This is a genomic window from Mycolicibacterium baixiangningiae, from assembly GCF_016313185.1.
GTDB classification, from domain to species: Bacteria; Actinomycetota; Actinomycetes; order Mycobacteriales; family Mycobacteriaceae; genus Mycobacterium; species Mycobacterium baixiangningiae.
Genome location: NZ_CP066218.1, coordinates 4,622,746 through 4,646,824 on the forward strand (window position 1 = coordinate 4,622,746; position 24,079 = coordinate 4,646,824).

Here is a 24,079-nt window from a genome sequence, read left to right on the forward strand (position 1 = left end):
AGCACGGTACCGATACAGTTGTCCCCGATGAGCCGACCAGCCCCACCTGCGCTGACCGTTCGGTACGAAGGATCCACCCGCAGTTTCGCCCCGGGCAATGACGTTGTCATCGGCCGTGACCTGCGGGCCGACGTACGCATCGCCCACCCCCTGATCTCGCGTGCGCACCTGGTGCTGCGCTTCGACCAGGGCCGCTGGGTGGCGATCGACAACGGCAGCCTCAACGGAATGTTCGTCAACGGCCGGCGCGTGCCCGCCGTCGACATCCGCGACGGACAGAGCCTCAACATCGGCAACCCGGACGGTCCGCAGGTGACCTTCGAGGTCGGCCGCCACCAGGGTTCGGCGGGGCGGCCTCCGCAGACCACCGCCGTCCCGGTCGCGAGGCCCGCCACAGGGGGTTGGGCTCCGTCGACGCCGCCTCCGGGCGCACCGCCGATCTCACGGCCACAGCCGCGCTACCCCACCGGACCGCAGGCGCCGTCGTTCCCGTCCGGCACCCAACCGCACTACCCCGGCCCGCCGCATCTCCCGTCGCGCCCGCCCGCCACCGCGGCGCCGTTGTCGCCGCCGCTGTCGGACCACGCCGCGCTCGAACCCGTCACCCGGATGGGGCCGACGGCGGCCCCGCGTTCCGGTGAGGCCGGCGGCAACCTCGCGACGAGCATGCTCAAGATCCTGCGCCCGGGGCGGGCGCCGGAAGCGCCGGCCGGGGCGATCAAGATCGGCCGCGCGAGCGACAACGACATCGTCATCCCCGATGTGCTGGCCTCCCGGCACCACGCCACGCTGGTCCCGTCGGCCATCGGCACCGAGATCGTCGACAACCGCAGCATCAACGGCACGTTCGTCAACGGACAGCGCGTCGACGCGGCGCCACTGGCCGACGGTGACGTGGTCACCATCGGCAACGTCGACCTGGTGTTCACCGGCGGCACGCTGGTGCGGCGCACCGAGACCGCTGCCGCGACCGCCACCGGCGGCCTCGACGTCCGCGGCATCACGTGGACGATCGAGAACAACAAGACGCTGCTGGACAACATCTCGCTCACCGCGCGCCCGGGCACCCTGACCGCGGTCATCGGGCCGTCCGGTGCAGGCAAGTCGACGTTCGCGCGCCTGGTGGCCGGCTACACCCACCCCACGGCCGGATCGGTGACCTTCGAGGGCCACAACATCCACGCCGAGTACGCCTCGCTGCGATCCCGGATCGGGATGGTCCCGCAGGACGACGTCGTCCACGGTCAGCTGACCGTCAAACAGGCGCTGATGTATGCCGCGGAATTGCGGCTGCCCCCCGACACCACCAAGGCCGACCGCGAGCAGGTCGTCATGCAGGTCCTCGAGGAACTCGAGATGACCAAGCACCTCGAGACCCGCGTGGACAAGCTCTCGGGCGGCCAGCGCAAACGCGCATCGGTCGCCTTGGAGTTGCTGACGGGTCCGTCGCTGCTGATCCTCGACGAGCCGACGTCTGGTCTGGACCCGGCACTGGACCGCCAGGTCATGACCATGCTGCGACAGCTGGCAGACGCCGGCCGCGTGGTGCTGGTGGTGACGCACTCGCTGACCTACCTCGACGTCTGCGACCAGGTGCTGCTGCTCGCCCCCGGCGGCAAGACCGCGTTCTGCGGTCCGCCGAACGAGATCGGCCGGGCGATGGGCACCACGAACTGGGCCGACATCTTCAGTTCGGTCGCCAGCGATCCGGACGGGGCCCACCAGAAGTTCCTCGCGCTGAACGGTCCGTCGCCCGACCAGCTGCCGACCGAGGACGAGCCGAGTGGCCTCGGCGAACCGTCGAAGACCAGTCTGCGACGGCAGTTCTCGACCATCGCGCGGCGCCAGATGCGGTTGATCATCTCCGACCGCGGCTACTTCGTCTTCCTCGCGGTGCTGCCGTTCATCATGGGTGTGCTGTCGCTGTCGGTGCCGGGCACCGTCGGATTCGGCGTGCCCAACCCGATGGGCGACGCCCCCAACGAACCCGGCCAGATCCTGGTCCTGCTCAACGTCGGTGCGATTTTCATGGGCACCGCGCTGACGGTCCGAGACCTGATCGGTGAGCGTGCGATCTTCCGGCGGGAACAGGCCGTCGGGTTGTCCACGACCGCGTATCTGCTGGCCAAGGTGTGCATCTACGCGGTGTTCGCGATCCTGCAGTCCTCGATCGTCACGGCGATCACCATCGCCGGTAAGGGTGCACCCACCCAGGGTGCGTTGACGTTCCTGAGCCCGACGGCAGAGTTGTTCGTGGTCATGGCGGCGACGACGGTGACCGCCGCGATGGTCGGCCTGGCGCTGTCGGCGCTGGCCAAGTCCAACGAGCAGATCATGCCGCTGCTGGTCGTCGCGGTGATGAGCCAGCTGGTGTTCTCCGGCGGAATGATCCCGGTGACCGACCGACTGGTGCTCGACCAGTTGTCCTGGTTCACCCCGGCGCGTTGGGGCTTCGCCGCCTCGGCATCGACGGTGGATCTGATCCATCTGGTCCCCGGGCCGCTGACGCCGAAGGATTCGCACTGGGAGCACACCGGGTCCGCCTGGTGGTTCGACATGGGCATGCTGGCGGCGCTGTGCGTCGGCTACCTGAGCTTCGTCCGCTGGAAGATCCGCCTCAAGAGCGGATAGTTGCCCCACCCCCGACTGCCTCACCCCCGACGGAGTGACCTATCTGTTCCGCCGCCACCTCGGGGTAGCGCCCTTGGAGCACCTGCGACCAATTCGGCTCGACCACGCCAGGATCCGCACGTGACGCTGCAGAGCGGCTGACCGGTAGATTCACAAGGTGACACGTGCGCTGGGAGTGGTCGGACGCTGTGTGGCCGGTGCACCGGCGACCTTCATCTGGCTGGCCGTCCTCGCCGTCACCACCCGGGTGCAGCGCGCCGCCGGACGTGCGCGCTCGCAGCTGCTGCGCAATCAATCGACCAACCTGAACCACCTGTCCAACGAGCCCACCCGGGTGCTGGCGGCGAGCCTGTTCTGGCTCGACGGCAGCCGCTGGTGGCCGTACGTCCCGCCGTTCGTCGCGGTCCTCGCCCCGGCCGAACGCCGGCTGGGGACGTGGCGGTGGCTGGTAGCCGGCACCGCCGCCCACGTCACCGGCACCTATGTCGGCCAGGGGTATCTGCGCCGGTCGATCCGCGCCGAGCAGGCGCCGCCCCGGCTGGCCGACGCCCACGACGTCGGGGTGAGTTATTTCCTGCTCGGCGTCGCCGGCACGCTCTCGGCCTACCTGCCCGCGCGGGACCGCGCGCGGCTGCGCGTCGCGGGCGTCGCGGTGCTCGCGGCCAACGCGGTCGTCCGCCCGACGTTCACCGAGATCGGGCACCTGTCGGCGTTCGTCACCGGCCTTACGCTGAGTCCACTGGCGACCAACCGTGAACGTCACCCGTATCCGGGTGCAGAGGTTTATGCGCGCCACTGAGATCAGAGCCCTCGGCGAGGTCGCCGCCGAGGGCGTCACGGTCCTGCACGACGTCGTCCGGGGCATACACACCGGCATCGCGAGCCGGGTGTTCGCGTCGGTCGGACCGGCCGCCAGGCCCGTCGAGGTGATCCACGATGCGATCGCGCAGACGGTGTACGCCGCGGTCGGCACGGCCGGACACCGTCTCCCCGAAATGGTCGGCGCCATCGCGGCGACGCGTCTGCACGACGACAGCCCGATCGACCGGACGCCCGCCGTGGCGGAGGCGATCGCCGCGCTCAACGGCATCTACGGCGACGAGCTGGCCTCCCGCGGCAACGCATTGGCCACGACGATGGCGGTGCGCGTGGACGGCCGAGCCGTCGACCTCTCGTCTCGGCCGGTCGCCGACGTGTTCCCCGACGCGACGAACCGCATCGTGGTGTTCGTCCACGGGCTGTGCCAGACCGAGACCTCGTGGGGACGCCCGCCCCGGCCGGGCGTCGAAGCGCCGGACCCACGGCCCTACGGTGTCCGCCTCCACGACGACCTCGGGTTCACGCCGGTGCACGTGCGGTACAACACCGGCCTGCACATCTCGAGCAACGGGCACGCCCTCGACGAGCTGCTGACGTCGTTGACCGAGGCGTGGCCGGTACCGGTATCCGACATCGCGCTCGTCGGGCACTCAATGGGCGGGCTGGTGGTGCGCAGCGCCTGCCATTACGGCAGCGAGGGCGGCCGCCCCTGGACCGAGAACGTGCGCCAGGTGGTGTGCCTCGGCTCGCCGCATCTGGGCGCCGACCTCGAGAAGGGTGTCAACGCCGCGTCGTGGGCGCTGTCCCGGTTGCGCGAAACCCGTGCTCTCGCAGAGTTTCTCAACCTCCGCAGTGACGGCATCAAGGATCTGCGCTACGGGGCCTGCCTGGACGACGACTGGGGCGAGGCCGATCCCGACGAGTTCCTGCGCGACCGCTGCGCCGAGGTGCCCTTCCTGCCCGGCGCGTCCCACCACTTCGTGGCGACCTCGGCCGCGCCGCGGGCGGTGGGGCTGATGCTCGGCGACCACCTGGTGCGGCCGTCGAGCGCGTCGGGCCGGGGCCGGAAACGTCGGCTTCCGTTCGAGGACGACAACGGCCTGGTGATGACGGGCCTGCACCACTTCGACCTGCTCAACCATCCGGCCATCTACGGCCGGCTGGTGCACTGGCTGGGCGTCACCGCAACGTGACCGGCTGACAATTCATGTGCCGAAAAAACATTTCGTCAATTATGTCTGCCGTTATCCGGTGAGCGAATGAGTTTCGGTTTACCCTGCGAATTGTAGAGGCTGTCTTCAACGAGGAGGAACGGCCATGCACATTCTGCGGAGTTGCGCCGTCGTCTGCACAGCGGTCATAGCGATTTTGCCTTCGAGCCTTCTCGTCACCACTCCCGTGGCCCTCGCTGACTGCACCGAGGCCAGCGGAATCACAATGTGCCAGAACGAGGTTCGTCGAGCCGACACCGGGCCGGCCACTCAGGAGATCTGGTACCCGTATCCCTGTGAATACGACTACCTCTGCGTCGACGGCGTCTCGGTGTACGACAACGACAACAACAACAACAACAACGGCGGCGTGGAGCCGCCGGATGAACCCGGCCGCCCCGACATCGGCCTACCCGGTCGGCCCGGCGACCGACCCGATCGGCCGGGCGGCGGCGGCGGCGGTGGGATCGGCGGTGGACGCTGAGACCGCGTGAAACAACCGCGGTGACAACAGGATTCAACGACCTTGTTGAGAGGAGCGACATGACGTTCTATTTCCGTACGGTTGTCGCCGTCGGTGCGACGGCCGCGGCTCTGCTGAGTGGCGCCACCACCACGCAGGCGCAGCCCCCGCCGGCACCGAACTGCACGGCTGCCGACCTGTCAAGCGTGTCGGCCGGTGTCCAGGCCGCCACGTCGCAATACCTGTTCGCCCGTCCGGACGTCAATGGCTTCTTCACCAGCCTCAAAGGCCTTCCCAAGGAGGAGGTTCAGACGCGGGTGGCCGACTACGCCGCGGCGAATCCTCAGGTGAAAGCCGATCTGCAGGGCATCCGTCAGCCGATGGTGGACTTCCGCAACCGTTGTGACGCACCCGCTCCGCAGTAGCGCCGCAGGCGGGTCTGACCTGATTCGAAACGCGTGCCATTCATGATGTTTTACCCCGCAGGAATTGCGGCCATGGTGACAGACAGATAGCCGAATAGGTACCGAGGATATTACCGATCGCAAAAAGGAAAACCAATTTCTCCTATCCGCAGGACGAGCGGAACAGAAATCGGTGCGGTAACCGGCCTACCGCCCATCGGCATGTTCTCGTCCGCTCCTCCGCGACGGCGGAGCGTCAGCGCAACGTGACGAGGTCCGACAGCGAATCCCTCGGCAGATCCCCGTCGACGACCGCGGTGATCATCATGTTCTGCAGTGTGATGTTGCCGTCGTGGTTGTCGAGGAACGCCGTGTCGGCGGCGTCGCGGCCTGTCGCGATGCGCACCATCGATTGCCGGGGCGCGAGCAGCGTCGCGTCGGCGACGCGCCACTGACCGTCGACGAAAGCCTCGGCGACCGCGTGGAAGTCCATCGGGCTGCAGCCGGGGGCGTATACCGACACCAGCCGGGCCGGCACGTTGAGCGCACGCAGCAGCGCGATGACCAGATGGGCGTAGTCGCGGCACACCCCCGCACCGGCGAGCAGGGTGTCGGCGGCGCCGTCGATCGGATCGCTCGACCCGGGTACGTAATCGAGTCGACTGCCGACCCACGTGGACACCTTCTCGAGCAGGTCCACCGAGGAGTACTGGCCGAATTCCGTTGCGGCGAAACCGAAGAACTTATCGGCCTCGGCGTAACGGCTGGGGCGCAGATACGTCGAGACGTCGATGTCGCGGACCGGTGGCGGGTCGGCCAGGCCGACGACCGTCGCCTGGTAGGACGCTATGACCATGCCCTTTCCCACATCGAACTTGTGGATCCGCGTGCCGTGCTCGCCGATGATCTCCTGCGGCACCACGCTTTCGCCGTCATGGGAGAAGACGAGGCTTTCGGTCACCTCCGCGCCGGGTTGCGGGGCGAGTGCGATCTGGAATTCCAGGGTGGTCGGCGAGGTGACCTCGATGGCGAGCTCGGCACCGACAGTACGGCTCATGGTGTCGCGGGGCATCCGCACAGTCTCGTCGCGATCGGGCGTCCATGCAGCACGACACGATCAACCGCACCGACATGAATCACACGCGTGTCGAGATGGCGGGATTTGATCGAATCGGTGTTCGATACGGCTACGTCACCACGCCGGTGTTCAGCGGTCCGCATCTGAGGTCGAATCTCTCCCGCACAGTGTCCAGGGAACGGCGCTGGTGTTCACGCTGCCGACGGTGGGTCAGCATGAACCGGGCCGTCGCCGCCATCCGGCGCGGCAGCGGGTACCAGTGGTCGAAATCGAGCCCGCACTCGGCGAACACCTTCGCGGGCAGTTGATCGGCCATCAGGCTGAGGTTGTACTGCGCGAGCGTCATCAACGTGTACGGAAAGGCCGTGCGGGACTTGTTCGCCAGATCCTGCACGTCCAGTTCGTAGAGCGGCGTGTCGCCCAATCGGTCGAGCATGAACATGTGCGTCATGAAATACCCCATGTAGGAGCTCAGATGCATTGTCGCCGAGCGGCTCTGGATCGACAGCACCGATCCGCCCGCAGGCAGGTAGGGCTCGTACGGATCGTCGCGGTGGGTGACGTATCCCGTGCAGTTCACGATCCAACCACCGGGTTCGACGGTGGCCGTCGCCCCGCTGCGGAACGTCAACTCGACCGAGTCCCCGCTGTCGACCGCATCGACGAAGTAATCCATCCCGACCGAGTGCAGTCCGTCGGCGATGGTTCGGCACTCCTCTTCGGAGAGCACGCCCAGCAGGAAGTTGGCGGTTCCGGGGGTGAGCCACGTGCCGTACCGGGTTCGGTGCCAGCGCCACACGTCGTCTTCGTTGGTGCCGTCGAACCGCCGGGCCACCTCGACGCCCAGCGCGCTCAGCATTTTCCCGCCGAACCACCGCCGGGCGCCGTCGGGGAAGAACTTGTCGCGGCACTGGAAGAACGTGCCGCCGCCGGCCACGAGGTTCACCTCGCGTCCGGGGCAGGCGCTGATCAGCGCGTATGCGGTGTCCATCGCGGTCTTGCCGCCGCCGATGATCCAGACCGGGGCGTCGCTGGCACGGATCTCGCCCTCGCGGACGTCGCAGTAGTCCGGGGACACCGACTGCACGCGGTCACTCGACAGCGGGAGCGGATCGTTCGGCATGATCCGGAAGCCGTAGGCCTTGACCAGTTTCGCGGCGTCGATCTCCAGCGATTCACCGTCGGCCGACCGGCAGGTGATTCGCACCCGGCGGTCGAGTTCCTCGTCGCCGACCATGTCCCAGCCGTAGAACTCGTCGACCCGCACCCGCTTGCGGATCACCTCGAGGCAGTGCTGCAGGTGGTCGAGCACCTCGTCCTTGGTCGCCAGGTAGGACCGCTCGCGGCCCAGCGTCCAGGCGATGTCGCCCGCGGTGAACATGCCGTGCGGCTGGTGAAGCCGCACATACGGATAGGTGTCCACCCACATGCCGCCGACGCGCCGTCTGCGGTCGACGAGGATGACGCGCTGGTCCGGCGCGAGGTGGCGGCTCGCGGCGAACAGGGCGTTGAGGCCGGCGATACCGGCCCCGACGATGCAGAGGTCACAGCTTTCGGTCATGGACACCTCCCTGACCGCCTCAGTATTCGCCCATCCCCTGGGAGAGCACCACAGTCCGTTGAAGGGGCAAGCTCCCCGAAGACCCTCAGCCGCCGTGCACGTCGAGCCCGTGCGCCGCGGCATACGCCAGCGCCTGGTCGATGTCGATGCGCGCACCACGCACCGCGGCGGTGGTCCAGAACGTCGGTTCGACGCGCGCACCGCGCAGATCCGCACCTTCGAATTTGGCGTTCTGCACGCGGACGCCCTGCAGGTCGGCACGCCGCAGCACCGCCTCGCGCAGATCCGCACCGACCAGGCTGGCTTCCCTCAGGCGGCAGTCCGACAGGTCGACGCGGCGCAGGTCGCACCCGCCGAGCACCGCCAGCGTCAGGTCCACCTCGACGACGGTGAGCGGCCGCAGGCGGCATTCGGTGAACACCGACCCGAGCATGCTGCAGTTCCGGAAAGTGCTGTGCCACAACGAGGCCCGCCGGAAATTACAGTTGCGGAACGCGGAGCCCACGTGTTCGGACTCCGACATGTCGACCCCACTGAAGTCGCATCCGTCGAACACCACCCGCTCGGTGCGCAGCCGGCTCAGATCCTCGTCGCGGAAGTCGCGGCCGAGGAACTCCTCATCAGTCCATTCAGCCACGTCAGCCCGGCAGCGCCGAGAGGCTGTCGAGGGAGTATTCGGTGATCGCGATGAGCGCGGCCTTCGCCGATGCACGGTTGCGGGCGTCGACGGTGATCACCGGGATGTGTTCTGGCAGAGCCAGCGCCTTGCGGACGGCCTGTGTGGAATGTCTTGGCGCGCCCTCGAATTCGTTGACGGCGACCAGGAACGGCAGGTTGCGCGCCTCGAAGAAGTCGACCGCTGCGAAACTGTCCTGCAGCCGGCGCACGTCGACGAGGATGATCGCGCCGATCGCGCCGCGCACCAGGTCGTCCCACATGAACCAGAACCGTCGCTGGCCGGGCGTGCCGAACAGGTACAGCACCAGATCGTCGGCCAGCGTGATGCGGCCGAAGTCCATCGCGACGGTGGTGGTGCGTTTGTCCGGGGTGCCCTCGAGTCCGTCGACACCGGCCGAGGCGTTGGTCACCAGCGCCTCGGTGCGCAGCGGCATGATCTCCGACACCGCGCCCACGAACGTCGTCTTGCCGGCGCCGAATCCGCCGGAGACGACGATCTTCGTCGCGCTCGAGCGCCGCCGGTCAGAGTGCTCGTAGGCCACGCAGTGTCCTTCCTATGAGTTCGCGGCGCTCGTCGGAGCTCGCCGATGGGTCGAGGGTGGTGTGTACCCGTAGATAACCCTGCGTCACGAGGTCCCCCACAAGCACGCGCGCCACGCCGAGGGGCACCGATAATCGCGCAGCGATCTCCGCCACAGACGGCCGATGCGCACACAGCACGAGGATCTCACCGCGCGCGTCACCTGCCGGCCACCGCGGCGGCTGGGAGGATTCGAGGGTTTCGATGGGCGCTTCGAGCGGTAAGTGGACGCGGGAATCCGTGCGGCCCGCAGTCAGCGTGTAGGGCCGTACCAGGCTGGGTTCTGACGCGGATTCCGGTTCGTCCACGGCGCACTCACGAGTGCTGCGGGGTTCGTCGCTGCGACTGGACGACGGTGCCCACCCGCTCGACGAGGATCGCCATCTCGTAGCCGATCTGCCCGATGTCGCAGGACCGGGTGGCCAGCGTCGCCAGGTTGGACCCGTCGCCGACCCGCATCAGCAGCAGGTAACCGTTCTCCATCTCGACGACGGACTGCAGCACGTAGCCGCCGTCGAACAACTGGGCGGCCCCGGTCGACAGGCTGGCCAACCCGGAGGCAACGGCGGCGAGTTGATCGGCCCGTTCAACCGGCATGTGTTCGCTGGCGGCCATCAACAGACCGTCGGCGGACACCAGCACCGCGTGGGAGACGCCGGACACGTCGCGGGCGAACCTGGAGACCAGCCAGTCGAGCGATTCGCGCTGCGTCGAACGTGCGGTCATTCGCGATCTGTTCCTCTGGCTTCTCGGGAGTGGGCGCGGCCGGCGTGCACACCACCGAAGTGGCTGCTCATGCTGGCCCGGATGGCCTCCGGATCACGTCGCCCAGCGGCGTCGGACTCAGCCGCCGATGCTACCTGCTCCTCGGCCTCGTCGCTGCGGTGCGCTCCGCCGTTGCCGCGCCCGCTACCGGGCACCAACCGCGCTCCCGGATCGCGCATCGGCAGCCCTTCGTCGGTCCGATCCCGCACCGGGGCCTCGTCGGCGGCCGCGGCCGCCGACCAGCCGTGATCCCACACCGATTTCCAGTCCAGATCGGTGCTCTTGCCCAGTTCGGTCGGGTCGACCAGCCACTCCGACAGCATCGACTGGTAGATCGCGTCGTCGGCGCCCGACGTGGCTGCGGGTTCCGGCGCCGGTTCGCGTCGCTCGTGGACGCCGTTGCTGCCCGCCTCGGCCCGTGAGGCGAAGAACGCCGACGTGTCGCTGAACGTGGGAATCCGCCGGTGCGGGTCGGTCTGCTCGTCTGCCGTACCCGCGATGCCGCTGGCTCCCGGGTTGCGCTGCGGGAGCGCCCCCCCGTCGGCGTCGTGGGTGCCCGGCTCGGGCCGGTGATGGCGTGAGTGGTCGACGACGGCGGGGGGCGCGGTCGCGGCGGCATACTGCTCGGCCGGCGGCGGGTAGGCCGGGGCATCGGTGCGGGTGAGCAGCGCGGCGGGAACGTAGACCCCGACGGTGGTGCCCGAATCGGGTTCGTCGACGACGGTGCTGCGCAACCGCACGACGAAGCCGTGCTGTGCGGCCAGCCGCCCCACGACGAACAGGCCCATGTGCCGCGCGGTGTAGGGGGTGACCTCACCACCGGACTGCAGGCGGGCGTTGGCGACCCGAAGGTCGGCCTCGGCCATCCCCAGACCGGTGTCGCTGACCTCGATGACGAGTCCACCGTTGCCGGTGTGGACGGCTGACACCCGCACCTGCGAGACCGGGGGCGAATACCGCAGCGCGTTGTCGAGCAGTTCGGCGAGCAGGTGCACCAGGTCACCTGCCGCGGCGCCGACGATCCGGCTGTCGGGCACGGTGGCGGTCACGACGCGGGCGTAGTCCTCCACCTCGGAGGCCGCGGCGTTGATGAGCGTCGCCACCGGGACCGGCTCGGCCTGATCCCGCGGGATCCTCGCGCCCGAGAGCACCAGGAGGTTGGCGCCGTTGCGGCGCATCCGGGCGGCGAGGTGGTCGAGCCGGAAGAGGCTCTCCAGCCGCTCGGGGTCGTCCTCGTCGCGTTCCAGCCGGTCGATGAGCGAGAGCTGTTGATCCACCAGCGAGCGGCTGCGTCGTGACAGCGTCTCGAACATGTCGCTGACCTGCAGCTGCAGCCGGGACTGCTCGCCGGCCAGAAAGACCGCCTGTTCGTGCAGTTCGTCGACGGCGTGCGCGACCTGGCCGATCTCCTCGGTGGTGTGCACCGGGATCGGGGTCACCGGCGGGGGTTCGGCGCCGGCCCGGACGCGGTCGAGTTCGGCGGCCAGATCCTCGTGCGCGACCTTGAGCGCGCTGTCCCGCAGCAGGCGCAGCGGCCGCACGAGCGAGCGCGCCACCAGCAACACGAGGATCAGCGCGGCGACGAACGCCAGGACGACGAGCACGGCGTCGCGGATCGCGGCGGACCGCTGTGCGTCGGCGGCGCTGTTCACCGCGGCGGGAATGGCTTCGGAGGTGTCGTCGATCAGCGTGTTCGCAATGTCCGCGGTGACGGTCTGCGATTGCAGGAGTTCGGGATTACCGGGCAGCGGCACCGCCGGATTGGACATCAGCGACATGCGCTTGAACATCTCGCTGCGCAGGGTGGCGGCTTCGCGTGAGGCGCCGCCGAGCAGTTCGGCCATTCCGGAGACCGTCGACGGCTCGGTCCCGGCCACCGTGATCATCGACGTCCGCAGTTCGGATTCGGGGATGTCGGCACCGCGGTTGACGAGCATCTGCTGCAGCGCCATTTGACCGCGTGCGCCGATCGCCCGAGACAGCGCTTCGGCCTGCAGCTGGATGTTCTGGTCGTCACCGCGGGCCGAACCGGTGATGGCGGTCTCGGCGGTCAGCAGCAACGGCGCGTAGGTGATCACCCGCTGGCGCAGGTCGATCGAGTTCGCCGTGACCTTGTTGACGAGGTCCTGTCCGTAGTCGAGCAGCGTGGTCACCGCCAGCCGCACGTCGGGTATGACGTCGGTAGCGTCCCGCTGATCCCGCAGTGCCGCCTTGGCGGTGTCGAACTCGGCTAGGGCAGACTGGGTTTCGCGGCCCTCAGTCGCCGCGACCACCGCGCCCTCCAGCGCGGCCATGTAGCTGTTGATGTCCGGGATGAGCTCCGTGCGCTGGGCGGCCAACCGGAGTTCGCCGGCGTCCTGCAGGTTGGCCGCGATCCGCGAGCCGCCGAACGCGCCGGCCAGGATCAGCGGCACCAGCACGATCGCGAGCATCTTCCAGCGGACCGGCCAGTTCGCCGGAGACCAGCGCGACGGCCGTTTGGGCGGCGCGGGCGGTGGATCGGTGTGCTGCGCGAAGGCAGTCATCGGCGCCCGGCCGCATGGCCGGCTCCGGATCCGCATGTCAGTACTGAAGCGTCATTCATGGAGGTTTCCTGCTGTTCGCACCTGTTTGCGGAGCGCGGGATCACGCTTGGTACGCCTGGCAATTCGACGAGTATGACAGCCGTCAGCTGGGGTTTCCACAGTTCGTGGTGAACAGACAGAGTTCGTGACCAGACCGATGCGCGGCAGTGTGGTGATCGGGCAAAGCGTCGACACCGCCCCAGGAGCGTTATCGGGCCACTGCGAGATCGCCAGCCGGACGAGAGGCTCGATGGGTTCATCGGCAGCCACCACCGCAGCCTCCGGGCAAGACTGTCACCACCAAGACCACCCGAACTGTCACCGATGTTCTGATGCAGAACTGTCACCGATGTCCTGGGAGATGACGCTCGAACTCGGTCCAACTTGTCGGTGGTCGAATGTATGTTCGAAGCATGTCCGGCAATGACCTCCAGGCGGCGGTGACCGCGTTGCGTGCCGCCTTCGACGCGGTGGCCGCCTGTGATGTCGATTTGCTGACCCGCTCAGATCTTGTTGCCGCCCTTGATGAACTCGAAGCCCTTGGGTGTCAGCTGCCCACGGTCAGCCACCGCATGCTGGCCCGGCTGCAGGCCGAGGCCACGCCGAAGGAGATGGGCGCCAAATCGTGGAAAGAGGTGCTCTCGGTCCGCTGGCGCATCTCCACCACTGAAGCGAACCGCCGGTTGACTGAAGCTGCGTTGTTGGCGCCGCGTCCGGCGTTGACAGGACCGTCGTTGCCGCCGGAGCTGCCTGCCACGGCCGCAGCCCAGGCGCTCGGGTTGATCAATGGTGAGCATGTCGAGGTCATCCGCAAGGCTGTCGGCAGGCTGCCGGGGTTCGTGGACGTAGCGACTCGGGAGCAGTTCGAGGTGACCCTTGCCGCACGGCGGTCGGTGTGGGTCCGAAGGAACTCAAGGACGCAGCGGACCTGACGCTGTTTCTGCTCGACCAGGACGGACCCGAACCCGACGACACTGAACGGGCCCCCAAACGCAGCGTGTCCAAGCACCCGCAACGCGACGACGGGATGGTCGATCTGAGTGCCACGTTGACCCCCGAGGCCTGGGCGGTGTGGGAGGTGATCTTCGCCAAATACGCCGCGCCCGGGATGTGCAATCCCGAGGACCCCGAACCCTGCACGTCGGGGACGCCGTCACAGGCCCAGATCGACAACGACCACCGCAGCCTCGCCCAACGCCAACACGACGCCATGGTCGCCGTCGGGCGCATCGCGTTGATGAGTGGTGAACTCGGCCACCTCAACGGGCTACCCGTCTCGGTCATCATCCGCACCACCCTGCAAGACCTGGAATCGCGCGCTGGGGTCGGCACCACTGGCGGCGGCACCGTCATCCCCATCAAAGACGTGGTCCGGATGGCCGGTCACGCCAACCACTACCTCGCGGTGTTCGACCGTGCGACCGGATCGGCCCTGAATTTGTTCCGCGCCAAACGGGTCGCGTCCCCGGCGCAGCGGATCATGCTGATCGCCCGCGATGGTGGGTGCACCAAACCGGGCTGCACCGTCGGCGCCTACGGCTCCCAGGTCCACCACGCCGACACCGACTGGACAGAGGGCGGTAACACCAACGTCGACGAGAACGGCCTGGCCTGCGGGCCCGACAACCGCAGCGTCGACCAGGACGACGGCTGGACCACTCGCATGAACGACCACTGCGAGGTCGAATGGATACCGCCACCACAATTGGACACCGGGCAGTCGCGACTCAACCACTACCACCGCCCCGAACGGCTCTTGCGACCCCCGGACGATCCAGAACCCCCGAGCCACAACGACACTGCTGCTTGGGCCGAACCGGCTGACGACATGCCCGGCGACAATATGGCCCGCGACAAGGTGCCCAGCGACAAGGCGCCCAGCGACAAGGCGGACTCGAACGCCCCGCTGCCGGTCGACGACGCCAGCGAACCCGGCGGACCCGCACCCCCAGAAGATCAGGCGGCCTGACGGTCGCGGACTTCACACACCGAAACCCCGACCGGAGAACATCCATGCCGGCCAGGATTTGGCCCACCTGCGCGCGAACGGCCACCCGGGAGCCAAGGACTCACACCGCCTTGGTAGACGTGACCTCAACGAACCCGACCAACCCGAAACCCTCCCGCCCGCCTGGCAAAACCCCCGAACCCGACAAGCCACCCTTCGGTGATCGGGCAAAGCCTCCGCCGCGCCTGACATCATCGTCGGATGTTCCGGCTGATGTTCAACTCGCCGCGCATCGCGCCCAACACCGGTAACGCCATCCGCATGGTGGCGGGCACCGGATGTGAGCTGCATCTGGTGCGACCGTTGGGTTTCGACCTATCCGAACCGAAGCTGCGCCGGGCCGGCCTCGACTATCACGACCTGGCATCGGTGACCGTGCACGACGATCTCGCCGCGGCGTGGGACGCGCTGCGGCCCGCGGCGGTCTACGCGTTCACCGCGCATGCGACCGTGTCGTTCGCCGACATCGCCTACCAACCGGGCGACGTGCTGTTGTTCGGGCCGGAGCCCACCGGGCTGGACGCCGAGACGTTGGCCGACCCGCACATCACCGCGCAGGTGCGGATTCCGATGCTGGCCGGGCGGCGCTCACTGAATCTGTCGAACGCCGCGGCCGTCGCGGTCTACGAGGCGTGGCGCCAGCACGGGTTCACCGGAGCCGCCCCGGCGGCGACATCGGATCCAGGAGCCGTCTAGTTCTGGTTCACCAGGTATCCCAGTGGGTGAGCTGCTCGGCCGGCAGCCGCTTGGCCTTCTTGAAGTCGGTGCCCTTGGTGTAGGCGATCGGGAACAGCCCGGCCTGCGAGTATTGGTCGTACGGAATGCCGAGCACCTCGGCAGCCTGCTTCTCTCCGTCGTTCAGCAGGTGCAACGTCGTCCACGCCGAACCGAGGCCGCGCGAGCGCAGCGCCAGCATGAAGCTCCACGCGGCCGGCAGCAGCGAACCCCAGAACGACGCCGACATGCCCGCGGGCGCGCCGTCGGGGCGGCCCTCCAGGCACGGGATCATCAGCACCGGCACCTCGTGGAAGTGATCGTTGAGGTAGCGGGCGGAATCGCTGACCAGCGCCATGCGCTCGCCGCGCACGTCGTCGTAATCGGGCTTGGGCATGTCCAGGTAGGCGTTCGCGTTGACGCGGTAGATGTCGGCCAGGGCCTTCTTCTTCTCCGGGTCCTCGACGAAGACCCACTGCCACCCTTGGGCATTGGAGCCCGTCGGGGCCTGCAATGCGAGATCGAGGCACTCCATGATCACCTCGCGCGGCACCGGCTTCTCCAGGTCCAGCCGCTTGCGCACCGAGCGGGTGGTGGTCAGGAGTTCATCGACTGAGAGGTTGAGCGTCATACCCCGAGGCTACCGATGCCGACGGGGTCGACCGGGTCGCCGCGTGGGCCCTGTCTGTCGCACAGTTCCTGCCACCCGTCGGTCAATCACTGCCAGCCGGAATCACGACCGTGACCTGCCGGTTTGAACAGTCAGACCGGCCAGGAAAACTTCCAGACCGAATAGACGAGGAAGAGAACGAAGATGAACAAGTTCGGATTCGCCACCATCGCCGCCAGCGGACTCGCCGCCGCGTTCCTGGGCCTGGCCGCCCCCGCACAGGCCGCGCCAGCCGGGGCGGGCAACGCCCAAGACGCCATCAGCTCGCTCGATGACCGCGGCTACGCGGTGAACGTCGACCATCAGGGCATGGTCAAGCCGCTCGACGAGTCCAACATCGTCTCGGTTCGCTACGACAACGACGACCGCGCCGTCTACGTCACCGTCCGCTGACACCGCACACAGCGAGGGGCGTCCCAGCCGGGGCGCCCCTTTTGCGTGCCTGCCACTACGGTCTTTGACATGACAACTGGACTCACCGCGGAAGTGACCGGCAGGCTGGAATCCGACCGGTCCGCCTGGCTGACCACTGTCGCCAAATCCGGTCAGCCCGTTCCGCGGTTGGTGTGGTTCCACTTCGACGGCACCGACGTGGTCGTGTACACGATGCCGGAGGCCGGCAAGGTCCGCCACATCAAGAACAACCCGCTGGTGAGCCTGAACCTCGATTCCGACGGCAAGGACCGCGGCGTCATCGTGGTCGGTGGTCCGGCACGCATCGACGCCACCGGAATCGACATGCGTGAGGACGGCCCGTTCTGGGCGAAGTACCAGACCTTCGCCGAGGAGATGGGGATCACCGACATCCTGGACGAGTACCACATGCGGTTGAAGATCAGCATCGAGAAGGTCTGGACCACGCCGCCAGAGGCTCTCCTCTAGCGGAAGTCGCGCGACCTCGACCCGACCCGCATGTCGAGCGCGCCCAGCCGGTCGGCGACGACGGTGACCGCACCGGTGGCGTTCTGCACGATTCCGCGGATCACCATCGCAGGCGCCGTCTGGGCCAGGCGGCGTTGGCGCGACCAGAGTTGCGGTGAGCACACCACATTCACCATTCCCGTCTCGTCCTCGAGGTTGAGGAACGTCACGCCCTGCGCGGTGGCCGGACGCTGCCGATGGGTCACGGCGCCGGCCACCAGCACCCGGGTGCCGTCGGGCACCTCCAGCAGCCGGCCCGCGGGCACGACGCCCATCGCGTCGAGGTTTTCGCGTAGGAACTGGGTGGGATAGCTGTCCGGGGACACCCCGGTGGCCCACACGTCGGCGGCGGCGAGTTCCAGCTTGCTCATTCCCGGGAGCGACGGAATCTGCCCTGCGGACCCCACCCCCGGTAGCCGGTCCGGCCGTTCCGCGGCGGCCGCACCCGCCGCCCACAGCCCCTCGCGGCGGGTGACGCCGAAACAGCCCAGCGCCCCCGCGGTGGCCAGCGCTTCGGTCTGCGGCACCGACAGTTGCACCCGGCCGGTCAGGTCCAGCAGGTTCGCGAACGGGCCGTTGGCCTTTCGCTCTTCGACGATGTGCTCTGCGAGGTCGTCGCCGATGTGGCGGACCGCACCGAGGCCCAACCGCACCTCGGTGCCGACGTTCTCCAGCGTGGCGTACGCCAGGCTGGCATTGACGTCGGGCCCGTGCACGATCACGCCGTGCCGGCGCGCGTCGGCCACCAGCGACTGCGGTGAGTAGAAGCCCATCGGCTGCGCCCGCAGCAGCGCCGCGCAGAACGCCGCCGGGTGATGCAGCTTGAACCACGACGAGTAGAACACCAGCGACGCGAAGCTCAGTGAATGACTCTCGGGGAAGCCGAAATTCGCGAACGCCTCCAGTTTCTCGTAGATGCGGTCGGCCACGTCGCCGGTGATGCCGTGCCGCTGCCGCATCCCGTCGTAGAACCGACCCCGCAGACGGCGCATCTTCTCCGTCGAGCGTTTCGACCCCATGGCGCGGCGCAGCTGGTCGGCCTCGGCGGCGGTGAACCCGGCACAGTCGACGGCGAGTTGCATCAACTGCTCCTGAAAGAGCGGAACCCCCAGCGTCTTTCGCAGCGCGGCCTCCATCGAGGGATGGTCGTAGGTGACCTCCTCTTCGCCGTTGCGCCGTTTGATGTAGGGGTGTACCGACCCGCCCTGGATGGGCCCGGGCCGGATCAGCGCCACCTCGACCACCAGGTCGTAGAACACGCGGGGTTTCAGCCGCGGGAGCGTGGCCATCTGCGCGCGGGACTCCACCTGGAACACCCCGACCGAATCGGCCTTCTGCAGCATCTCGTAGACGGCGGCCTCCGACAGGTCGAGCTTCGCCAGGTCGACGTCGAGGCCCTTGTGCTCGGCCACCAGGTCGATGCAATAGTGCAGCGCCGAGAGCATGCCAAGCCCGAGCATGTCGAACTTCACCAAACCGATTGCCGCACAATCGTCTTTGTCCCACTGCAGCACGCTTCGGTTGGCCATGCGGGCCCACTCGACCGGGCACACGTCGGCGATCGGCCGGTCGCAGATCACCATGCCGCCCGAGTGGATTCCCATGTGCCGCGGCAGGTTCGAGATCTGCAATGCCAGGTCCACCACCGGCTCGGGGATGCCCTCGATGTCCGGCGAGTCGGCCAACCCGTTCCACTTGCTGAGCTGTTTGCTCCAGGCGTCCTGCTGGCCCTGGGAGAAGCCGAGCGCGCGGGCCATGTCGCGGATGGCGCTGCGGCCGCGGTAGGTGATCACGTTGGCGACCTGGGCTGCGTAGTCACGGCCGTAGCGTTCGTAGACGTACTGGATCGCCTGCTCGCGCAGGTCGGATTCGATGTCGACGTCGATGTCGGGTGGCCCGTCGCGGGCCGGGGACAGGAACCGCTCGAACAGCAACTCGTTGGCGACCGGGTCGACGTTGGTGACCCCGAGTGCGTAACAGACCGCGGAGTTGGCCGCCGACCCCCGGCCCTGGGCCAGGATGCCGTTGTCCTTGCAGAACCGGGTGATGTCGTGGACGACGAGGAAGTAGCCGGGGAACGTGAGCTTTTCGATGATCCGCAGCTCGTGCTCGATCTGGGCGTAGGCCTGCGGCGCCCGTTCCGGTGAACCGTAGCGATCCCGGGCGCCGAGCATCACCAGGTGGCGCAGCCAGCTGTCCTCGGTGTGCCCGGACGGCACGTCGAACGGCGGCAGCTTCGGGGCGATCAGCGCCAACCCGAACGCGCACTGCTCCCCCAGATCCGCGGCGGCGGTGACCACCTCGGGGCGATGGGCGAACAACCGGGCCATCTCCTCCCCCGAGCGCAGGTGTGACCCGCCGAGCGGGGCGAGGTAGCCGGCGGCCTCGTCGATCGAGTTGCGGGCCCGGATCGCGCCCATCGCCATCGCCAGCCGTCCGCGCGACGGCTCGGCGAAGTGGGCGGCGGTGGTGGCGACGATGGCGAGACCGAAGCGCGGGGCCAGCTCGGCCAGCGCGGCATTGCGCTCGTCGTCGAGGGGGTGGCCGTGGTGGGTCAGCTCGACGCTGATCCGGTCGCGACCGAACCGGTCGACCAGATCGGCCAGCGCCGCTTCGGCCGCTTCCGGTCCTCCATCCGAAAGCGCCTGCCGGACATGACCTTTACGGCATCCGGTGAGGATGTGCCAATGCCCTCCGGCGGCTTCGGTGAGCGCGTCGTAGTCGTAGCGCGGTTTACCCTTCTCCCCACCGGCCAGATGGGCTTTGGCGATCTCACGGGACAGCCGGCGGTAGCCCTCCGGCCCGCGGGCCAGCACCAGCAGGTGGGGTCCCGGCGGATCGGGCACCTCGGTGCGCGCGATGTTGCCCAGCGACAGCTCGGCACCGAACACCGTCTGCATATCTAGTTCCTTGGCCGCCTCGGCGAACCGGACGACTCCGTAGAGCCCGTCGTGGTCGGTCAGCGCGATGGCCCGCAGATCCAGGCGGGCGGCCTCCTCGACGAGCTCTTCCGGGGTGCCGGCGCCGTCGAGGAAGCTGTACGCCGAATGCGCGTGCAGTTCGGCGTAGGGCACCGCGCCACCCGACCGCGGCAGATCCGGCGCCCGATAGGCACCGCGCTTACGCGACCACGCCGGGCTGTCGCCGCCGTCACCGGGGGGTTCGACGGGTGATTCGCCGGCACGGCGGGGCTTGCTGGTGAGCACCCGCTCCATCTCCGACCAGCTCGGAGGTCCGTTGAACCAGCTCACTTCTCGAGTGTATCGAACATGCGTTCGATGCGTGCGTGCGAGTTCTACACCAGGGCTGCGCTCGGCGGCGACCAACGACCCTGACGTAGGAATCGATGCCCGGCGCAGGCCCGGATACGCGAAAGGAAGGAGACGCGGCTCCTTCCCACTCTCAATCTATAGCGCACCCGGGGGCTTGCGGCAAGACCCGGGGTATGCCGCACACTCGCTGGCCGAACCCTTTGACCAGCGGAAATGGAGTAAGAGTGACAGATACCGACGTGATCGTCGTGGGCGCAGGTCCGACCGGTCTGATGCTGGCCGCCGAACTGCGTCTCGCCGGAGTGGGGGTGGTGGTGCTCGAGCGCCGGCCCCGGATCAACGAGGTCGCGAAGGCCGGCGGTCTCGGTGGACAGATCCTGCACGTGCTGCGCTATCGGGGACTGCTGGAGCGATTCGAGGCGGCAAGCGGCCTGCCGCGTCCCACGCCCCAATTCCCGTTCGGCGGCCTGCACGTCGACTTCACGCGTCTGGCGGAGCCGCCGATGGAGGCACTGCTTCTCCCGCAACCCCGCATCGAGGCCGTGCTCGAGGAGTACGTGCGTGAATGCGGCGCCGACGTCCGCCGCGGTCACGAGGTGCTCGGACTCGACGAGGATCCGGCCGAGGTGAGCGTGGACGTACGCGGGCCGGACGGTGTCCACCGGGTGTCCGCGCGCTACGTGGTGGGTTGTGACGGTGTCCGTAGCCGTATCCGCGATCTGGCCGGCATCGCCTTTACCGGTGTCAGCTATCCGGAGGTCAACCGCCTCGCCCACGTGACCCGGCCGCCGTCGGTGTCACTGCGCGAGGACGGCGATTACGAGGCGCCCGGCATCGGACTGTTGCGTTCCGGCTACACCCAGACCGACCACGGGATGTTCGCGATCGCCTCGATGACCCCCGACGAGCTGACGGTGTACACGAGCGAGGAGGATCCGGACACCTACGACGACGAGATCCCGATGACGGTGACCGAACTCGCGGACAGCATCCGCCGCGTGCTCGGAGCGGATCTTCCGCTGGGAGAGCCGATCACCATGACGCGCTTCACTTATCACGCCCGCCACGCCGAGCGGTACCGCGCCGGACGGATCCTGCTCGCCGGCGACGCCGCCCACCGGTTCTCCGCCGGCGGCGTGGCCGTCAACGCCGGGATGCTCGACGCGGTCAACCTCGGCTGGAAGCTCGCCGCGGACGTCGCGGGCTGGGCGCCGACGGGTCTGGTGGACACCTATCACGACGAACGTCACCGCGCGGGTGCACGCACCCTGATGCACACCCAGGCGCAGGTTGCGCTGCGCCGTGGCGCCGACCCGGCCGCCGAGGCGCTGCGCGAACTCCTCGGCGAACTCCTCCTCGACGAGGACCCGGTGCGCCGCATCGGCCGCCTCATCGCCGGCAGTGACGTCACATATCCGACGCCCGGTCTCGACCAGCACCCGTTGGTCGGCACCTTCGCGCCCGATCTCCCGCTGCGCACCGCGGAGGGCACCACAACGGTCGCGACGCTGATGCACACCGCCCGGCCGGTCCTGCTCGACCTTGCCGACCGGCAGGCGCTGCGCGAGACCGCCCGCGGCTGGCAGGACCGCGTCGAGATCGTCACCGCCCGAACCGATCCGCGGCCCGCGGATGCTCTCCTGATCCGTCCGGACGCCCACATCGCCTGGGCCACCGATGTCGGCGAGCCCCACGACACCGCCGGGCCGGCACTGCGTGACGCACTCACCTACTGGTTCGGGTGACGCGAACGGGCTGCGCTGCTGAATGCCGCGGCGACCTCTACGATGTCCTTGCCTATGAAAGGAAATCGGGGGATGGCATCACAGAAGTACATCGGCTATGTCGGTGGATTGGCGGTCGCAGTCGGGGTGGGTGCCGCGGTCGCGGTCGCCGGCCAGGGCATCGCCCATGCGGAGACGGAGTCGGCATCGAGCGCGTCGCAGCCGGCGGGCGCGGCGAACACCGGCCCGAAGAAAGACGACACAGCCGACAAGGCGGATGAGTCTGACGACAAGGCGGAGTCTGACGACAAGGCGGAGTCCGACGACAAGGCGGAGGCCGAGGAGAAGTCCAGCGACGCCAAACCGTCGCTGACCAAGAAGCTCCGGCAATCCGCCCAGCAGTTCGAAGCCGAGCAGATCGAGAAGCTGCGCAGTGTGTTCACGCCGCGCGGGGTCGATCAGTCGGAGCCGACGCCTAAGCGCGACAACGCTTCTGAGAACGAGTCGACAGACGAGGTGGCCGAGGCCGGCATCGCCGAGAAGGCGGCCCAGGACCCGGTCGACGAACCCGTCGACAAGCCGGTGTCGCTGGCCGCGGAACCGGTGCCGTGGAGCCCCGACCCCTTCCGGCCCGAAGATCCTGATCCCGACGACATGCCCGCAGCGGTGCTCGCCCTGCGGGACGCGATCCTGCGCGCACCCATCGACCCGAGAGTCAAGCCGGTGATCCGCGAGGGCATCGAACTGGCGTACCGGATCAGCCAGGTGGCGCCGGTGGCCAACGTACCGGTGCCGGTGTACAAGATCATTCCGGCGCTCGCGGAAGCCGCCCAGGGCAACAAGGCCGGCGCGCAGGTCATCGTCAACCAACTGCTGTTGACCACACAGCCGGTGGCGCTGCTGTACTACGGCTACGACCAGATCGCCGACCTGCTCAACATGGAGTACGAGGCGCGTGACCTCAAGCAGGAGTTCTACCGCACCGCGTGGGACACGGTCGATCCGCTGGCACTGCTGCACATTCGGGGCCAGCACGGCCTTCGCAGTTAGGAAAGGCCTTCGGCGGCCGGCTGATCCCGTGGTGTCACCACCATCGGGACGTCGAGCACGCGCAGCATCTTCGCCGCCGTCGACCCGAGAAACAGCCGCGGCGGTGCGCTCAAGCGGCTCGAGCCGACCATGATCATGTCGCCGTCGTGCCATTCCAGCTTGCTCACCGCATCCTCGACACCGCGGCCGTCGACGACCGTGGAGGTGACCGGAATACCCTCAGGCAGGCTGCTTTTGGCGGTGTCCAGCGTGCGGGCCGCGTGTTCGAGAGCTCGCTGGCGCACCGCGTCGGTGTCGCCGCGCAGCACTCCGAACGTCGGGTCGAGCGCCACCAGTGAGACCAGCCGCAGCGGAGTGCCTGCCGCCGAACTGAACCGGACGGCGTGCTCGAGCAGCAGGTCGGCGCCTTCCCGGCGGCCGATCGCGCACGTCACCTCCCGCACGCGGGTGACCGGGGAATCGCGAATCCCGCGCGGCGCCACCGCGACGGGCATCGGCGCGGAGTGCAGCAGCTGGTTGACCACGGACCCCAGTGAGTAGCTTCCCGCCAGGCCACCGCCCGACCCGCCCACCACGATCGCGTCGGCGCCGAGCCGGCCCGCCTCGCGGATGAGCCCGTCGGCGTACGAGTCGGCGAAGGCGATATGGCTGTGGGCCGACACGTCGGCGGGCACCGTCGACAGCGCATCGGTCAACCACTTCCGCGCCTGGCCGATCAGCAGATCATCCTGGCCACCGGTCGGAACCATGGCGGGCAGCGTCCGATCGGATGGGACCACGACGCACACGTCGAGATCCGCTCCGAGTGTGCGGGCCAGGCGCACGCCGAGCGCGAGCGCGTCCGCGCCACCGGGTGTGGCGAGATAACCGACGACCAACCTCATGTCCGAACCACCGCCCATCTCGCACGTCCGGCGGACGCTGCGGGTTCCAATCCTGTCAATCCGGCGGCGATCTCACCACCGC

The 24,079-nt window shown here is 68.3% G+C and carries 20 protein-coding genes and 1 pseudogene; 11 read left to right on the forward strand and 10 right to left on the reverse strand.

Annotated elements, in window-relative coordinates; all coding sequences use genetic code 11:
- The first annotated feature begins 27 nt into the window (after nucleotides 1-27).
- The 5 genes from I7X18_RS21840 (at nucleotide 28) to I7X18_RS21860 (ending at nucleotide 5,549) form a co-directional block, all read left to right on the forward strand.
- Nucleotides 28-2,631: an FHA domain-containing protein gene (locus I7X18_RS21840; protein WP_193046078.1), complete on the forward strand. Its 2,604-nt coding sequence runs from the start codon at nucleotides 28-30 to the stop codon at nucleotides 2,629-2,631.
- 157 nt (nucleotides 2,632-2,788) lie between these two features.
- On the forward strand, nucleotides 2,789-3,430 hold the full coding sequence (locus I7X18_RS21845) for a rhomboid-like protein (RefSeq protein WP_193046079.1): 642 nt from the start codon (nucleotides 2,789-2,791) through the stop codon (nucleotides 3,428-3,430).
- Nucleotides 3,417-4,643, forward strand: coding sequence for a lipase family alpha/beta hydrolase (locus I7X18_RS21850; RefSeq protein WP_193046080.1), 1,227 nt, complete (start codon nucleotides 3,417-3,419; stop codon nucleotides 4,641-4,643). The genes I7X18_RS21845 and I7X18_RS21850 overlap by 14 nt, the downstream gene beginning before the upstream one ends.
- A gap of 244 nt (nucleotides 4,644-4,887) precedes the next feature.
- A complete protein-coding gene (locus I7X18_RS21855; RefSeq protein ID WP_226863513.1) occupies nucleotides 4,888-5,145 on the forward strand; it encodes a hypothetical protein in 258 nt (85 codons plus the stop codon).
- 59 nt (nucleotides 5,146-5,204) lie between these two features.
- Nucleotides 5,205-5,549, forward strand: coding sequence for a heme-binding protein (locus I7X18_RS21860; RefSeq protein WP_193046082.1), 345 nt, complete (start codon nucleotides 5,205-5,207; stop codon nucleotides 5,547-5,549).
- 235 nt (nucleotides 5,550-5,784) lie between these two features.
- Here I7X18_RS21860 and I7X18_RS21865 read toward each other — a convergent pair whose 3' ends face one another.
- The 7 genes from I7X18_RS21865 to I7X18_RS21895 all read right to left on the reverse strand — a co-directional run bounded on the left by I7X18_RS21865 (nucleotide 5,785) and on the right by I7X18_RS21895 (nucleotide 12,715).
- Complete coding sequence (locus I7X18_RS21865) at nucleotides 5,785-6,600, reverse strand: transglutaminase-like domain-containing protein (RefSeq protein WP_226863515.1); 816 nt, start codon at nucleotides 6,598-6,600, stop codon at nucleotides 5,785-5,787.
- A gap of 115 nt (nucleotides 6,601-6,715) precedes the next feature.
- Nucleotides 6,716-8,167, reverse strand: a complete 1,452-nt coding sequence (locus tag I7X18_RS21870; protein ID WP_193046083.1) for an FAD-dependent oxidoreductase — start codon at nucleotides 8,165-8,167, stop codon at nucleotides 6,716-6,718.
- An 85-nt stretch (nucleotides 8,168-8,252) separates the two neighbouring features.
- The gene (locus I7X18_RS21875; RefSeq protein WP_193046084.1) at nucleotides 8,253-8,804 is read right to left on the reverse strand and encodes a pentapeptide repeat-containing protein; all 552 of its coding nucleotides are present in this window, start codon (nucleotides 8,802-8,804) and stop codon (nucleotides 8,253-8,255) included.
- A 1-nt stretch (nucleotide 8,805) separates the two neighbouring features.
- On the reverse strand, nucleotides 8,806-9,387 hold the full coding sequence (locus I7X18_RS21880) for a GTP-binding protein (RefSeq protein WP_193046085.1): 582 nt from the start codon (nucleotides 9,385-9,387) through the stop codon (nucleotides 8,806-8,808).
- A complete protein-coding gene (locus tag I7X18_RS21885) occupies nucleotides 9,368-9,733 on the reverse strand; it encodes a DUF742 domain-containing protein (RefSeq protein ID WP_193046086.1) in 366 nt (121 codons plus the stop codon). Before I7X18_RS21885 ends, I7X18_RS21880 begins: the two co-directional genes overlap by 20 nt.
- A 7-nt stretch (nucleotides 9,734-9,740) precedes the next feature.
- Nucleotides 9,741-10,151: a roadblock/LC7 domain-containing protein gene (locus tag I7X18_RS21890; RefSeq protein ID WP_193046087.1), complete on the reverse strand. Its 411-nt coding sequence runs from the start codon at nucleotides 10,149-10,151 to the stop codon at nucleotides 9,741-9,743.
- Nucleotides 10,148-12,715 (reverse strand): ATP-binding protein, encoded by a 2,568-nt coding sequence (locus I7X18_RS21895; RefSeq protein ID WP_226863516.1) that lies wholly within the window; start codon nucleotides 12,713-12,715, stop codon nucleotides 10,148-10,150. Before I7X18_RS21895 ends, I7X18_RS21890 begins: the two co-directional genes overlap by 4 nt.
- A gap of 437 nt (nucleotides 12,716-13,152) precedes the next feature.
- On the opposite strand from I7X18_RS21895, the pseudogene I7X18_RS21900 reads away from it, so the two are divergent.
- A pseudogene (locus tag I7X18_RS21900) lies at nucleotides 13,153-14,723 on the forward strand (HNH endonuclease signature motif containing protein).
- A 240-nt stretch (nucleotides 14,724-14,963) separates the two neighbouring features.
- The gene (locus I7X18_RS21905) at nucleotides 14,964-15,458 is read left to right on the forward strand and encodes a tRNA (cytidine(34)-2'-O)-methyltransferase (RefSeq protein ID WP_193046089.1); all 495 of its coding nucleotides are present in this window, start codon (nucleotides 14,964-14,966) and stop codon (nucleotides 15,456-15,458) included.
- Between the two features lie 7 nt (nucleotides 15,459-15,465).
- Here I7X18_RS21905 and I7X18_RS21910 read toward each other — a convergent pair whose 3' ends face one another.
- Complete coding sequence (locus I7X18_RS21910) at nucleotides 15,466-16,107, reverse strand: nitroreductase family protein (RefSeq protein ID WP_193046090.1); 642 nt, start codon at nucleotides 16,105-16,107, stop codon at nucleotides 15,466-15,468.
- 183 nt (nucleotides 16,108-16,290) lie between these two features.
- On the opposite strand from I7X18_RS21910, the gene I7X18_RS21915 reads away from it, so the two are divergent.
- The gene (locus tag I7X18_RS21915) at nucleotides 16,291-16,539 is read left to right on the forward strand and encodes a hypothetical protein (protein ID WP_193046091.1); all 249 of its coding nucleotides are present in this window, start codon (nucleotides 16,291-16,293) and stop codon (nucleotides 16,537-16,539) included.
- A 69-nt stretch (nucleotides 16,540-16,608) separates the two neighbouring features.
- Nucleotides 16,609-17,028 carry a TIGR03667 family PPOX class F420-dependent oxidoreductase gene (locus tag I7X18_RS21920; protein ID WP_193046092.1) on the forward strand — a complete coding sequence of 140 codons (420 nt, stop codon included), beginning with the start codon at nucleotides 16,609-16,611 and terminating at the stop codon, nucleotides 17,026-17,028.
- On the opposite strand, the gene I7X18_RS21925 is transcribed toward I7X18_RS21920, so the two are convergent.
- Entirely contained in the window at nucleotides 17,025-20,318 is a 3,294-nt protein-coding gene (locus tag I7X18_RS21925; RefSeq protein ID WP_193046093.1) for an error-prone DNA polymerase, read from the reverse strand. The two genes, I7X18_RS21920 and I7X18_RS21925, sit on opposite strands and share 4 nt — an antisense overlap.
- Nucleotides 20,319-20,563: 245 nt before the next feature.
- Between I7X18_RS21925 and I7X18_RS21930 the strand changes: the two genes are divergently transcribed.
- Entirely contained in the window at nucleotides 20,564-22,084 is a 1,521-nt protein-coding gene (locus I7X18_RS21930; protein WP_198730469.1) for an FAD-dependent oxidoreductase, read from the forward strand.
- 72 nt (nucleotides 22,085-22,156) lie between these two features.
- Nucleotides 22,157-23,113, forward strand: a complete 957-nt coding sequence (locus I7X18_RS21935; RefSeq protein ID WP_226863518.1) for a hypothetical protein — start codon at nucleotides 22,157-22,159, stop codon at nucleotides 23,111-23,113.
- On the opposite strand, the gene I7X18_RS21940 is transcribed toward I7X18_RS21935, so the two are convergent.
- Nucleotides 23,110-23,997 (reverse strand): universal stress protein, encoded by an 888-nt coding sequence (locus I7X18_RS21940; protein ID WP_193046096.1) that lies wholly within the window; start codon nucleotides 23,995-23,997, stop codon nucleotides 23,110-23,112. The two genes, I7X18_RS21935 and I7X18_RS21940, sit on opposite strands and share 4 nt — an antisense overlap.
- Nucleotides 23,998-24,079 lie beyond the last annotated feature (82 nt).